14 protein-coding genes and 1 riboswitch are annotated in these 12,958 nt (G+C 35.5%); of the genes, 3 read left to right on the top strand and 11 right to left on the bottom strand.

What is annotated here, in order from left to right; all coding sequences use genetic code 11:
• Positions 1-51: 51 nt before the first annotated feature.
• The 3 genes from C7390_RS03920 to pheA form a co-directional block, all read right to left on the bottom strand.
• Positions 52-1,233, bottom strand: a complete 1,182-nt coding sequence (locus tag C7390_RS03920) for a phosphoribosylaminoimidazolecarboxamide formyltransferase (protein WP_022502893.1) — start codon at positions 1,231-1,233, stop codon at positions 52-54.
• 83 nt (positions 1,234-1,316) lie between these two features.
• Entirely contained in the window at positions 1,317-2,030 is a 714-nt protein-coding gene (locus C7390_RS03915; protein ID WP_022502894.1) for an IMP cyclohydrolase, read from the bottom strand.
• Between the two features lie 175 nt (positions 2,031-2,205).
• A riboswitch (ZMP/ZTP riboswitch) is annotated at positions 2,206-2,338 on the bottom strand.
• 97 nt (positions 2,339-2,435) lie between these two features.
• Positions 2,436-3,563, bottom strand: coding sequence for a prephenate dehydratase (pheA, locus tag C7390_RS03910; RefSeq protein ID WP_022502895.1), 1,128 nt, complete (start codon positions 3,561-3,563; stop codon positions 2,436-2,438).
• Positions 3,564-3,698: 135 nt separating this feature from the next.
• On the opposite strand from pheA, the gene C7390_RS03905 reads away from it, so the two are divergent.
• On the top strand, positions 3,699-4,718 hold the full coding sequence (locus C7390_RS03905; RefSeq protein WP_116443642.1) for a DUF5050 domain-containing protein: 1,020 nt from the start codon (positions 3,699-3,701) through the stop codon (positions 4,716-4,718).
• 8 nt (positions 4,719-4,726) lie between these two features.
• Here the strand turns inward: C7390_RS03905 and C7390_RS03900 are convergent, their stop codons facing one another.
• Both C7390_RS03900 and C7390_RS03895 read right to left on the bottom strand, forming a co-directional pair.
• Entirely contained in the window at positions 4,727-5,290 is a 564-nt protein-coding gene (locus C7390_RS03900; RefSeq protein ID WP_116443641.1) for a chromate transporter, read from the bottom strand.
• Entirely contained in the window at positions 5,287-5,862 is a 576-nt protein-coding gene (locus C7390_RS03895; protein WP_022502898.1) for a chromate transporter, read from the bottom strand. Before C7390_RS03895 ends, C7390_RS03900 begins: the two co-directional genes overlap by 4 nt.
• A 110-nt stretch (positions 5,863-5,972) precedes the next feature.
• Between C7390_RS03895 and C7390_RS03890 the strand changes: the two genes are divergently transcribed.
• Positions 5,973-6,851 (top strand): LysR family transcriptional regulator, encoded by an 879-nt coding sequence (locus tag C7390_RS03890; protein WP_022502899.1) that lies wholly within the window; start codon positions 5,973-5,975, stop codon positions 6,849-6,851.
• Positions 6,852-6,945: 94 nt separating this feature from the next.
• Here C7390_RS03890 and C7390_RS03885 read toward each other — a convergent pair whose 3' ends face one another.
• The 3 genes from C7390_RS03885 to C7390_RS13580 form a co-directional block, all read right to left on the bottom strand.
• Positions 6,946-7,890, bottom strand: coding sequence for a M15 family metallopeptidase (locus C7390_RS03885; RefSeq protein WP_022502900.1), 945 nt, complete (start codon positions 7,888-7,890; stop codon positions 6,946-6,948).
• A 17-nt stretch (positions 7,891-7,907) separates the two neighbouring features.
• Positions 7,908-8,882 (bottom strand): SGNH/GDSL hydrolase family protein, encoded by a 975-nt coding sequence (locus C7390_RS03880; protein ID WP_147581232.1) that lies wholly within the window; start codon positions 8,880-8,882, stop codon positions 7,908-7,910.
• Between the two features lie 396 nt (positions 8,883-9,278).
• Entirely contained in the window at positions 9,279-9,425 is a 147-nt protein-coding gene (locus tag C7390_RS13580) for a hypothetical protein (protein ID WP_156331050.1), read from the bottom strand.
• Between the two features lie 493 nt (positions 9,426-9,918).
• Between C7390_RS13580 and C7390_RS03875 the strand changes: the two genes are divergently transcribed.
• The gene (locus tag C7390_RS03875; RefSeq protein WP_116443640.1) at positions 9,919-11,286 is read left to right on the top strand and encodes an MATE family efflux transporter; all 1,368 of its coding nucleotides are present in this window, start codon (positions 9,919-9,921) and stop codon (positions 11,284-11,286) included.
• 265 nt (positions 11,287-11,551) lie between these two features.
• Here C7390_RS03875 and C7390_RS13575 read toward each other — a convergent pair whose 3' ends face one another.
• The 3 genes from C7390_RS13575 to C7390_RS13570 form a co-directional block, all read right to left on the bottom strand.
• Positions 11,552-12,247: a hypothetical protein gene (locus tag C7390_RS13575; RefSeq protein WP_022502903.1), complete on the bottom strand. Its 696-nt coding sequence runs from the start codon at positions 12,245-12,247 to the stop codon at positions 11,552-11,554.
• 103 nt (positions 12,248-12,350) lie between these two features.
• Positions 12,351-12,506, bottom strand: a complete 156-nt coding sequence (locus C7390_RS13865) for a TrkA C-terminal domain-containing protein (RefSeq protein WP_456362871.1) — start codon at positions 12,504-12,506, stop codon at positions 12,351-12,353.
• Between the two features lie 131 nt (positions 12,507-12,637).
• Complete coding sequence (locus C7390_RS13570; RefSeq protein ID WP_055175558.1) at positions 12,638-12,931, bottom strand: ion transporter; 294 nt, start codon at positions 12,929-12,931, stop codon at positions 12,638-12,640.
• Positions 12,932-12,958 lie beyond the last annotated feature (27 nt).

Below are 12,958 nucleotides of genomic sequence, written 5' to 3'. Positions count from 1 at the left end.
ATTAATTGCTCATTTTATATCGCGGATATCTTTTATCAAAAATACTTTTAATTAGTGGTGGAATAATCTCATTCCTGTAAAGCACATTGCAATGCCTCTCTTGTTGCAGGTTTCAATAACATTATCATCTCTTATTGAACCACCTGGCTGTGCAATATACTTAACACCGCTCTTATATGCTCTCTCAATATTATCGCCAAATGGGAAGAACGCATCTGAACCGAGTGCAACATTTGTGTTGCCATCAAGCCATACTCTCTTTTCTTCCTTAGTAAACGCTTCTGGCTTCTCTGTAAATACTCTCTCCCATGCTCCATCTTCAAGAATATCCATATATTCATCACCAATGTAAAGATCAATTGCATTATCTCTGTCAGCTCTGCCTACACCTTCCTTAAATGGAAGTTCTAATACCTTAGGGTTCTGACGAAGATACCAGTTATCAGCCTTCTGTCCTGCAAGTCTTGTACAGTGAATTCTTGACTGCTGTCCAGCTCCGATACCGATTGCCTGTCCATTCTTTGCATAGCATACTGAGTTAGACTGTGTATACTTTAATGTAATAAGGGCAATTATTAAATCAATCTTTGCCTGCTTTGGAATTTCTTTATTCTCTGTAACAACATTTTCAAGAAGCTCTTCATTAATCTTGAATTCATTACGTCCCTGCTCAAATGTAACACCATATACCTGCTTTCTCTCAACTGGTGCTGGACGGTATGAAGGGTCAATCTTAATTATATTGTAATTACCCTTCTTCTTGCCCTTAAGTATCTCTAAAGCTTCATCTGTGAAACCAGGAGCGATAATACCATCTGATACTTCGTGCTGGATAAGCTTTGCTGTTGAAGCATCACACTCATCTGATAATGATATGAAATCACCAAATGATGACATTCTGTCTGCACCTCTTGCTCTTGCATAAGCACAGGCGAGTGGTGAAAGCTCTCCGATATTCTCATCTACCCAGTATATCTTCTTCTCTACTTCACTAAGAGGAAGTCCTACTGCCGCACCTGCTGGTGATACATGCTTAAATGAAGTTGCAGCTGGAAGTCCTGTTGCTTCCTTTAATTCCTTAACAAGCTGATAGCCATTGAATGCATCTAAGAAATTGATATAACCTGGTCTTCCATTAAGGATTTCTACTGGAAGCCCGCTTCCGTCTTCCATAAATATTCTTGATGGCTTCTGATTAGGGTTGCAGCCATATTTTAACTGAAATTCGTTCATAACTATTCTCCATTCATTTATTAATTCCTATTATTAATTCTTAATTATTTATTATATTAATAGTTCTTAGTTAGTAGTTCTTATTATTTATTCTTATTGATAATTCTTGTTTCATATTCACCTGTCTTGATATCAATAAATCTTACAAAAAGTGATACTTTATTATCTTCATTAAGATTTTCCCATACCATATTAGTAAATGTATCAATATTGCCTTCTATTCTGACTAATACAGGTTCTCCCTCAAAGCTTGGAAGTGGTGAACCATCATTCATATATGTATGAATAAAATGTCCCTCTCCTGCAATTGGTGCATCATATGTAAATGTAAATCTGTCACACTGGTTAGGATTGCCGTTGTGGCTCTTTAATATTGACATTGCATAATCATATTCACCGTTATCGACTGTCATAAGACCTGATATTCTAGGAGTAAAGTTAGGAGCATCTGGTTCAAATTCCCTTGTTCTTAATGATTCTTCAAATGTCTTTCCTGTACTCATAAGGTCATATACCGTATCTGTCTGGTCACCATTAGTAACGATTGTCTTCTTTCCAAGAACACGTACTGGAGCATATATTATAAGGCTTGGATCTTCAAGCTTACTTGGGTCAAACGCCTCTGTTCTTATTCCTTCCTTGTCCTCAACGAATACTCTGTTACGGCTGTTAGCACTTCTTCCCATAATAAAATATGCTGTAACAGCCTTTGTTCCGTCTGCTGATCTTCCGATAACAATTCCTCTTCCCGGATAAGAACAACCCGATAATTCCTTTTCAAGTGTTGTAATCTGCATAATAATCCTCCATTTCTGTTTTTCATACAGTCTGTAAAAAATGTACAAAGCACATACCGCACTATGTGCAGTCGCCTTTGGCAAGCTACATCTTCGTGCAAGTGTGCATAATCGGCACAAAGTGCCTTTTGTATAATTTATACAAAAAAGCCGACCTTATCTGGGTAACCTTTTAAGGGGCTGCCCAGGCGGTCGGCTGATAATCATATATATACTGTACTCCCTGTGGGTAATCCCACACATATTCCATAACTTTAACCAATTAAAAGCTCTGTATAATATGCTTTCCGCCAGTCGTACAGCTCATAGTTTTAAGATACACTAAGTTGTGGCATTTTTCAACATTATTTTAAATATAGTTTTTATGCTATAACAATTAATATTATTATTACACTACAGATATTTTTAGTAGTTACCCAGAAGCTTGATTGACTTAGCTTCTTCCTGTATTCCTCTTAACGCATTCATAACGCGGGGATCATCAATATTACCCTCGAAATCCACAAAGAACTTATAATCCCACTGCTTATCTGCTGGTCTTGACTCGATTTTATACATATTAAGCCCATTATATATTATGTGGCTTAAAAGATTATAAAGTGTTCCTGCCTCATTGGCTGTCTCGAATACTATACTTGTCTTGTTAGCATTTTTTAAGAAACGTCTTGCATTAGTTATTATTACAAATCTGGTTGTATTGTTAGATAAGTCAGCAATACCTGTTTCTAATACTTCAAGACCATATATCTGTGCAGCTTTCTTACTAGATATTGCAACGTGCGTGTGATCATTTTCTGATAATAGCATCTTAGCCGCCATAGCTGTATTAGCCTGATGAATTCTCTGCCAATCCTTGTGTGTATTAAGGAAATGGTCGCACTGCATAATTCCCTGTGGGTGCGAATATACAGTTGTAACCTTATTAATATCTGTTCCCTTAAGTCCTACAAGAACGTGATCTATATTAACAAATGTCTCAGCAATTATGTAGTTATCATATTCCTGTAATAAATCATATACACCTACAACACTTCCCGTTGTAGAATTCTCAATTGGAAGCACACCATAATCAGCTTCCTTATTCTTAACTGCTTCCATAACGTCTCTCCAGGTAGGAACACCATAATTATCACAGTCCTCCCCAAAGAAATTGCAGGCAGCTTCCTGTGTGTATGCACCCGGAACTCCCTGATATACAATCTTAACACCCTCTTTATTAATGCTTTCTATAGCCTCATAAGGTTCTCTTAAAGTCTGACCCATAGCTTCAAGAAGCTGATACTGTCCTTTTCTTGAATTAGCCATAATCTGTGAAAATAAGTCATCAATGGCATGGACATTAGCCTCATTTTTAACAAGCTTTGTAACAGCTTCAATCTTCGCACGTTCTCTCTGTGTATCAAGAACTTTCTTTCCTGTCTGGATTTTGTACTCTGCAACTTCCTTTGTAAGCTTCATTCTCTGTTCAAACAAATCGACAAGCTGTTTATCAATACCGTCAATCTGCTCTCTTATTACATTCAAATCTAACATTTTTCAACCTCGTAATCTTTATTGCTTTAAACCATTGATATTGTATCATATTTTTTGTAATATGTAAGTAAATAATTAACAACTATTAATAATACTGATTAATTATATAAAATACTACAGAATGGAGATTACAATATGAAAAAGACCATTACAATAATTATTGTTGTCTTAGTAATTGCAGCTGCTGGTGTTGGCGGATTTTTTTATTTTAAGAAGAACCAGACAGTACATAACAACGACAATGCTATTGGCAACACAGCAGGCAATCTTATCAATGGAGGGCTATTCTGCGAATATAATGACAAAATATATTTTGCCAACCCTGACGATTACAACAAATTATATGTTATGAATTCTGACTGTACGAACATTTCCAAAATAAATGATGACAGCGTTGCCTACCTTAACGTATGTGGCAATTACATATACTATGTAAAGAATAATTTTAATAAAAGTACTATCGGAATGGTATTCAGAGGCCAGCTTTTTGGTCTTTACAGATGTGATTTAGACGGAAGCCATTCAAAAATTTTATATAATGACCGTTCCGGTGCAGCAAGTCTTAGTGGTAACACTGTATTTTACCAGCATTATGATGACACAACAGCCCTTACATTTTATAAAGTAGACATTGATGGCAAGAATAATTCTATAATATCTGACACGCCTTATTCTCCAACAAGTATATATAATGGAAAGCTTTACTTCTCAGACCCTAACGGACGTCACCATATACTTTCTATGGATACTAAGACCTGTCAGATTGTTAATTACTACGACAGCAATTCTTACCTTACATTGATTGATAATAATTACGCTTATTATATAGACCTTGACAAACAGTATTCACTTGTAAGACTTAATATGTCAAATAAGACACTCGAACTTTTATATGCACCTGAAAATGGCAAAGTAATTAACTACAACGTATATGGTAATAAAATATTCTTCCACGTTGAGGGCGGTGACAATGCCGGTCTTTACAGAATGAATGTTGACGGGACTCAGTTAGAATATGTAGCCGTTGGCGAAATATCAGGTATTCACTGTACTTCCAAGTATACCTTCTTCTCATATTATGAAGATCAGTCAACACTTTACAGAATACCTACAACTGCACCAATAACAACTATTGAAGAGATTTCAATTAATTAATTTATCTATTAAACAAGTAAATATAGAACAATTCCTACGATGCCAGAGCATAACATAACCCAAAGAGGATTAGACTTCCATTTTCTTAAGATAAAAATATCAATAGCAAAAATTATCAAAGCTACAACATCCAAAGATGTAAGATTATTAGGAAGCGTGCTTTGTCCATAAAACGCCATAATTAACAATGAAATACCTGCTGATGCAATCATTGCTATTACAGCCGGTCGTAGCCCTGAAAGAATGCCCTGTACCATATCGAGTCCACGATAACGATAATACATGTAAGCAAGCACCATTACAATGACGCAGGATGGAAATACACAGCCAACAGTTGCAATAACAGCACCACAAAATCCAGCGACCTGAATTCCCACAAATGAAGCAGAGTTAATTGCTATTGGACCTGGTGTCATTTCAGCAATAGTTATAATATCAGTAAACTGTGTCATTGTAAGCCAATGGTGAATATCAATCACCTGATTTTGTATTATTGGCATAGCAGCATACCCACCACCAATACTTAACAATCCAATTTTAAAAAAGCTCCAGAACAATTCAAGATATATCATTGCTTATTACCTGCTTTCCGTTTCATATTTTTAATCCATATATCTAATGTTCCAATACAACCACAGACAAAAATAACTATAATGATATTTATAGATAAGTAACGTACAGCTATAAATGAAGCCAACATTATTATAATTGGTAGCGGTCGTTTTTTTTGAAATATACTCTTTGCCATATTTATTACAACATCGCAAATCACAGCAGCAACTCCGCAAAGCATCCCTCTCATTGCCATACTAACAATAACATTATTACGAAATGCCTGATAGAACATCGAAATTATTGAAATGATTATTAATGGGGGCAATACTGTTCCCAATACCGCAAGTATAGCTCCTGGGATGCCTGCTATATGATACCCCAACATAATTGAAGCATTTACTGCTATCGCACCTGGCGAAGCTTGTGCAATTGCTGTTAAATCCAGCATCTCTTCTTCCTCTATCCAGCCTAGTTCCTCAACAAACTTTTTCCTCATTAAAGGAATTATTACAAATCCTCCTCCAAATGTACAAGCACTTAATTCAAAAGTTGATAAAAATAATTTTCTATACTTATACCAGATGCTCATCTCTAGAATTCCATCCTTCCTATTTTTTAATACTATATCACTTGATTCCTAATAATTGAAATAATATAATCTTACATAAATAATAAGTAATTTGATATAAGGAGTTTATAATGACACTACGACATATGATAATTTTTCGTGCTGTATGTGAAAATGGATATAATTCTACAAAAGCTGCATCTGCTTTACATATAACACAGCCAGCTGTAAGCCTTGCCATCAAAGAAATAGAACAATATTATGGGGTACAGCTTTTTGACCGCATAGGGCGAAGACTCCAAATCACTAGTGCTGGACAACATTTTCTTCAATATGCAATACACATATCCGACTTATTTTCAGATATGGAAACTGGATTTCGCGACTGGGATTCCAAAGGCATCATTCGCATAGGAGCAAGCATAACAATTGGCTCTCAATTTTTACCAAATTATGTAAAGTCTTTCTATGAAATATGTCCAGAAATAGATGTAAGAGTAACTATCGAACAATCTGAACGACTGGAGCAAAAAATACTTGCAAACGAGTTAGATTGTGCGTTAATTGAAGGTATATCGCATAATTCTAACATCGTATCTGAAGCCTATATGCAAGACTATTTAAGTGTTATTTGCGATACTAATAAAGGATGGAAAGATGGGCAGAATATACCCATAGAAGTATTTCAAAAGCAGCGTTTTCTATTACGTGAAAAAGGAAGCGGAACACGTGAAGTTTTTGATCGTGTTACTACACAAGCTGGCATTCATATTATTCCAGTATGGGAAGCTATGAGTACAACAGCACTAATCAACGCCACGATCAACGGACTAGGTATTTCTGTTTTACCAAATAGAATGATTATTCCATCATTAAAACAAGGATTAATTTCTACAGTAAAGGTACAGGATTTAATTTTCAGTAGAAATTTCTATATTATTTACCATAAAGATAAATTTTTGACTCCATCTATCAAACAGTTTATTAATCTGTGCAAAGAATATGTATAATAGTTATTCATTGCCATAGTACAATATAATATAAAAATAACAATAAGAGCCACAGTTTCATTTAAACTATGGCTCTCTTATTATTTTATATTTATTAATCAGGATATTCGCTTGTTATTCCGAAATATTCTTCTAATGAAATCCAATCACCATTATTATAAAGCTTCTCTGCTAATTCAGTTCCAACATATCTTAAATGCCATGATTCATACTGGTAACCTGTATAAGCATCCTTTCCCTTTGGAAATCTTATGCAGAAACCATATTTATAACAGTTATCATTAACCCATTTACCTTCACTTGTATACTGAAAGCTGTCTTCTATCGAATTCAAATCAAAGCATAGACCTGTCTGATGTTCTGAATTACCCGGTCTTGATGAATAAGTATCTGCCGCAGCTTTTCCATCGTTGGCTACATATCTATTGTAAAGACCCACCTGATAATCATATGAACGGTAACCACTCGCAATATAGATATTAAGTCCTTTTGCTGTCGCATCTGCCTGCATTTTTCTGAAAGCCGTCATTAAATCCTTGTCAAGGCTCTTATTACTTCTTGCCTCTGTTACAGGTACTTCTGGATTTTCTGGAATAAATGTACTTGGAAGTGCATATGTCTTATTGGCTATTAAGTAACCATCTATATATGTTGCTCCATTTCTGTTATCAATAGTAAATCCCTTAGATGTCTTAGTTACGCCATCTCCTGTTGATGACCCTTTTTTATCATCTGTCTGCTGGCTCTCTGTGCTCTTATCATCTGAACTATTAACATTTGAAGCATCAGATTTACTCGCTGTATCTGTGCTGTTATTAGATGAATTAATACTATCACCTGCCTTAGACTCTGTGTTATTACTGCTATCGCTTGTTGTAACTATTGTATTATCATTAGTATCCGTTGACTTTTTCCTGTTAGCATTTAATAACAATACTACTGCTACAATAATCACAACAACTACTACTGCTATACACGCGGCAATTGTAATTCTTTTTCTCATAATCCTCTGTTTTCTTGTTAATCTTTTCTTTCTCATATGTCCTCCTGTTATCATTATATTAATGGAGATGCAACTTTATAATCTGAATTCACAATAACATTTTTTAATGCTGTAACCTGCTCATTATCACACTCTTTTATTAAATTGACAAGACCCTTTGTTATAAGCCACGCACCATATTTATTAAAATGTGTATTCTCTGATACAGTGTCTTTCTTAGCAAGTTCATTAACAAAATCCTCTGGCCACTTGCCCTTATTGATACCCTTTTTGATAGATGTATACTTGTGAATATCAGCTTCGCCTATACTCTCAAAAAGCTTTACCGTATAACTAAATAAATCTATCACGGGAGTATGTGTTTCCTCTCCTATCTGCTTCATTGCCCTTATATAGCAGAAATTATCACCGCCGTGAAGTCCCGGACCATCTTTAATTGTTCCGTCCTTGTTAAATGCTGTTCTTGCCGGTGCTGTTACAAGCACTGGAACAGCATTATGTTCTCTTGCCATATCAATATACTGCTTTATGAACCATTTGAAGCTGCCCTTCTCACCATTAGGTGAATATGGATAATATGTATCATTAGGGTAAGTGTTATTAAATGCCTTAACGCTTGCAAGCACTGCTTCCTTATCAGCTATTGAGTCATCTTTCATTAAAGCATCTATATATTCTTTAGGAATATAATCTTTAGGCACTCTCTCGCCCGGTATAACCGGATATCTTCCGTCCTCATCAGGTATTCCAAGCTCTGTCATACGGTTAAACATAGTGCTGTAACCTTTAGAACTATCATCATTGTGGCAGAATTCTATCAAAAGGTAATCTCCTGCCTGTATACTTTCATCTATTTTATCAAATCTTCCTTCATTGAGAAATAACCTTGAACTTCTGCCTCCCTTGGCGCAATTAAATACTTTAGTATCAGGAGTTACATAATATTTAAGGTATTGTCCCCAACCTGCTATAAATTCTTCTTCTGTGTAATTCTGGACGATTGAATCGCCGGCTAAATAAATATTCATAATTCTGCCTTTCTTCCTCTTTGTAATTACTTTACACGACTTATACATCTGCTTGTTTGTTTTTAATTGAACTGACATATTTATTGCTTATCTTCATAGTTTCGCTGTGGACTTTCATAGATTTTGTCGCACGGACATTGTGTGAGGGCTTAATATTACCGCTGGACACGCTTTCGCTACTTGAAACCGTAACGGACACATAAGCGGCTAAAATACAGCCGCTAAGTGCCGGCGGTTTCAAAAGTACCCAGCTTGCAATATTAAGCCCTCACACAACTGGTGTTCTATAAATTTGTGTCAGTTTTATATGTTTAAATGATAGCACATATCTGTTATTTTCACTATATATTTTCGACAGTAGTTTCTGTTACTGCTTTCGATTTTAGACATACCTATCTATACTAAATGGTTGTCACTAGCTATATCGTAATTATCTGTGTACTCCGCATTTTGCCTAAGCTCCACTAACATTTCATCAACTTCTAATTCCATAGTCCCAATCCCTTTCCTAACATATCCACCGTATCTTTCCTCTCCACTCACAACGCTGCTCTTGACTACAACTATATTTAAGTATATCATAATAAAGTTACATAAGTTATATCAAATCTATAAAAAACCCCCAATTAAATCAGTCCTCCAGACCGATTTAACCCAAAAATCACCCACCAAAAAGGTCGATAAATACCATTTTATAAATAATAAAGGTCGATATAGCACCACCCACAAAGCTCATCGCCACAACTGTGCATATCTCACAATACCGCACCGCTACCTTTAATGATATCACCAAGGTTACCCCATCGCAACCAAGTGCCACTGTCAGATTGGTGTGGGCTGATATAAGCATAAGAAGACGATGGGGAGCCGCCGGTCCTTAGCTGGCAGTGCCAACTGGCAGCTTAGTACCGCTGCGAGCGACACTCAGTGCAAACGGGTCTTCGTTGCTTATATCAGCCCACCCCAATCGTCCATGTCTATAACATTGTTATTTATCCCCCTTTTAAAAATATTATGTAAAGAAAGGACCCTACTTATGCAAGATAAAACACAACAGATTTTCCGCGATGCTCCAGTACCTAAAGCCGTACTTACTAACGTAATTCCATCTATAATAAGTATGCTTATGGTTCTTGTATACAATCTTGCGGATACATTTTTTATTGGTCAGACTAAAGACCCACTTATGGTTGCTGCTGTTTCCATTGCTACACCAGCATTTATTATATTCATGGCTGTCGGTATGTTATTTGGAATTGGTGGTACTTCTATGATAAGCCGAATGCTTGGCGAAGGAAAGCGTGATATGGCCAAACATATTTCAGCATTCTGTTTTTGGACAGGTGCTTCAATAGGCGTTATAGCTATGATAATTATGACAATATTTTCAGTTCCCGTATGCCGTCTTATCGGTGCAAGTGATGCTACAATAGGATACGCTTCACAATATCTTTCAATCGTTGCCATTGGAATACCATTTCTTATTGTAAGTAACTCCTTTAGTAATATCATTCGTTCAGAAGGTCATGCTACAGTTGCTATGACTGGAATGATTATCGGTAATATGATTAACATTGTACTTGACCCTGTTATGATTATTGGTTTTAAATGGTATGTTGCAGGTGCAGCTGTTGCCACAGTTCTTGGTAACATTTTCTCAACCGTATTTTATATTATCCACCTTACTTCCAAGCGGTCGATATTATCGATTAAACCTAAAGATTATTCCGCTAAAAAGATAATTACTCTCGGTGTGCTTTCAATCGGAATTCCAGCTTCACTTAACAGCATACTTATGAGCTTCTCCAATATTATGATCAATTCATTTATGGCAAAACATGGTGATTTACAACTTGCCGGTCTTGGTGTTGCTATGAAAGTTAATATGATTGCAGTTATGCTTCTTATTGGTGTTGGAACTGGTATCCAGCCTCTGCTCGGCTACTGTTTCGGTGCTGGAAATAGCAAGCGTTACCGCTCAGTTTTAAAATTCTCTTTATGTTTTGCAATATGCTTAAGTATTATAATGACACTCATATGTTATCTTGGTGCAGCTCCTCTTGCAAAAGCATTTCTTGATGATGAGGAAGCATTTGGATATGCATTTGCATTTTCAAGAATATACATAATGTCTGGGCCTGTGCTTGGAATACTATTCGTATTCATCAATGCAATACAGTCAATGGGTGCTGCGATACCATCGCTTATACTTTCAGTAAGCCGTCAGGGAATAATCTATTTTCCGATACTGATTACAACAAGCATTGTGAACAACACGCCTGTTAACCTTGCTATGACACAGCCTATAACTGACTATATTGCAACAGCTTTATCTATAGTATTATTCATAGTAGCTTATAAGAAATATTTTGTAGCTAAAGATGATACATCTGTGGCTGATTAATGTTATAGTAATACTATTAATTGACTAAATCAGACATAAATTTATATAATTAATACATAATTAATATAAAACCAATAGTCATAAAACGTAAGTGCTTACCATAAAACAGCAGGACTGCCATATATATGCCCCCTACTTAACAGTAAGGTGACATATACATAGCAGTCCTGCTTTATTAAGAATAGTATTCTAATTTCAATTAATTCATATTCTGAGATTATGCTGCTCTATTTCCAACACTCACCTCAAAAATATTAACTTTATATTACCCCTTCGAATCGTAAGATGTTCCATATAATAAATCTGACACATCAACACTTGAAGATGAAGAATTATAAAGACCTGACAGGCTTTTCTGTATGCTTAATGCTTCTGATACAATATTATTAACTGAACCTGATTGTTCTTTAATTCCCTTCATTAATTCAGACTCACTTCCTAACATCTTCTTTAATTCAGACATATCTGCACTCTTTAACTTATCAGTGTCAACTGAAAGCTTGCCATTATCATCAACAGTAATACCTACTGCCGCAAGTGCCTCCTTATTGTCTGTTACAAGCTTATCAAGCTTAGTCTTGTAAGTATTCTCAATTGTGCTTCCAACTGTATTAATGTTAGTAATAAGTGTATTATAAGCACTTACAAAATTATTAACAGTATCATATACCTTATCTTTAGAATAATCACTTGAATCTTCATTCCAGAGCGATTCGTTAGATAATGAACTTATTACACTGTTAAGATTAGATGCTGAAGATGCAACCTTCTCATACTGTGCATCCTTAGAAGAACTTGATGTATCATATCCAAGAACTTCTTTCATCTTCTGCTGATATCTTAAGTTGTTATTCTGGATAAGAACATCAATATAAGAATCTGCGGCACTCTTTGACTTGCCTGTTGAACTACTACTATTTAACATATCAAGAAGAGTAGTAGATTGTGTAGAAATATTCACTTTATCTTCCTTTCCGTGCAATCGCACCAGGATATATAATTCCCTCCGTGGATATCCATATTTTATATATCGGCACGCATAACAATATGTTTAGAAAATATTCCTAATTCCCATCGCGAATTATAATTATATCATTCAGCTTAAGCATAGTATCCTTCTGTGGAAGAATCGATAAATCATCTCTAAATATAAGATATATTGACACAAAATCTGTTTCTTCAATCTCCTCTACTGTCTTTCCTGCCTGTGTCTTATCAATCTTTATCTCTGCTATCTCTTTTATATCTGCATTTTTAATATCAGAAATGCTGCTTTTTCTCTGATACTATTCAACAAAACCTGCACTAATAATACCTGTTGGTATAGCCACCGCACCAACTCCAAGATAGGCTATGCATATCGCCATAATTCTTCCAACTTAAACCTTGCAGTTACTCCTTTACATTCAGGATAAAGCAGATCCGCCGTCCATATCCTAAGAATATATTCCACGCAGAATATAAATAAAGTTATATACTCAACCCATTTAAAAAATCCACCCATAAATGCAAGCTCATCAAAGGTCTGCAAAAATGTCACTATAATATTAGAAAATATTGTTATCGTTATAAATATATCAAAAGCCCTGCTTATGCGGTTGCTCTTATCCCCAATCTGAATTATGTTAAATATATTGTTCTTCATACAAATCCCGCCGCCTGTATTCATAAT

The sequence above is a fragment of the Bacteroides galacturonicus genome, assembly GCF_003096855.1.
Classification (GTDB): domain Bacteria; phylum Bacillota; class Clostridia; order Lachnospirales; family Lachnospiraceae; genus Lachnospira; species Lachnospira rogosae.
This window is presented reverse-complemented; position numbering and strand designations above follow the sequence as displayed.

Bases quoted from the DNA above. Each gene is read 5' to 3' on its own strand.
- pheA (WP_022502895.1), bottom strand. From the start codon at position 3,563: ATGTTAGATTTGAATGTAATAAGAGAGCAGATTGACGGTATTGATAAA.
- C7390_RS03890 (WP_022502899.1), top strand. From the start codon at position 5,973: ATGACACTACGACATATGATAATTTTTCGTGCTGTATGTGAAAATGGA.
- C7390_RS03900 (WP_116443641.1), bottom strand. From the start codon at position 5,290: ATGATATATCTTGAATTGTTCTGGAGCTTTTTTAAAATTGGATTGTTA.
- C7390_RS03915 (WP_022502894.1), bottom strand. From the start codon at position 2,030: ATGCAGATTACAACACTTGAAAAGGAATTATCGGGTTGTTCTTATCCG.
- C7390_RS13570 (WP_055175558.1), bottom strand. From the start codon at position 12,931: ATGAAGAACAATATATTTAACATAATTCAGATTGGGGATAAGAGCAAC.
- C7390_RS03895 (WP_022502898.1), bottom strand. From the start codon at position 5,862: ATGAGCATCTGGTATAAGTATAGAAAATTATTTTTATCAACTTTTGAA.
- C7390_RS03885 (WP_022502900.1), bottom strand. From the start codon at position 7,890: ATGAGAAAGAAAAGATTAACAAGAAAACAGAGGATTATGAGAAAAAGA.
- C7390_RS03905 (WP_116443642.1), top strand. From the start codon at position 3,699: ATGAAAAAGACCATTACAATAATTATTGTTGTCTTAGTAATTGCAGCT.
- C7390_RS03920 (WP_022502893.1), bottom strand. From the start codon at position 1,233: ATGAACGAATTTCAGTTAAAATATGGCTGCAACCCTAATCAGAAGCCA.
- C7390_RS03880 (WP_147581232.1), bottom strand. From the start codon at position 8,882: ATGAATATTTATTTAGCCGGCGATTCAATCGTCCAGAATTACACAGAA.
- C7390_RS03875 (WP_116443640.1), top strand. From the start codon at position 9,919: ATGCAAGATAAAACACAACAGATTTTCCGCGATGCTCCAGTACCTAAA.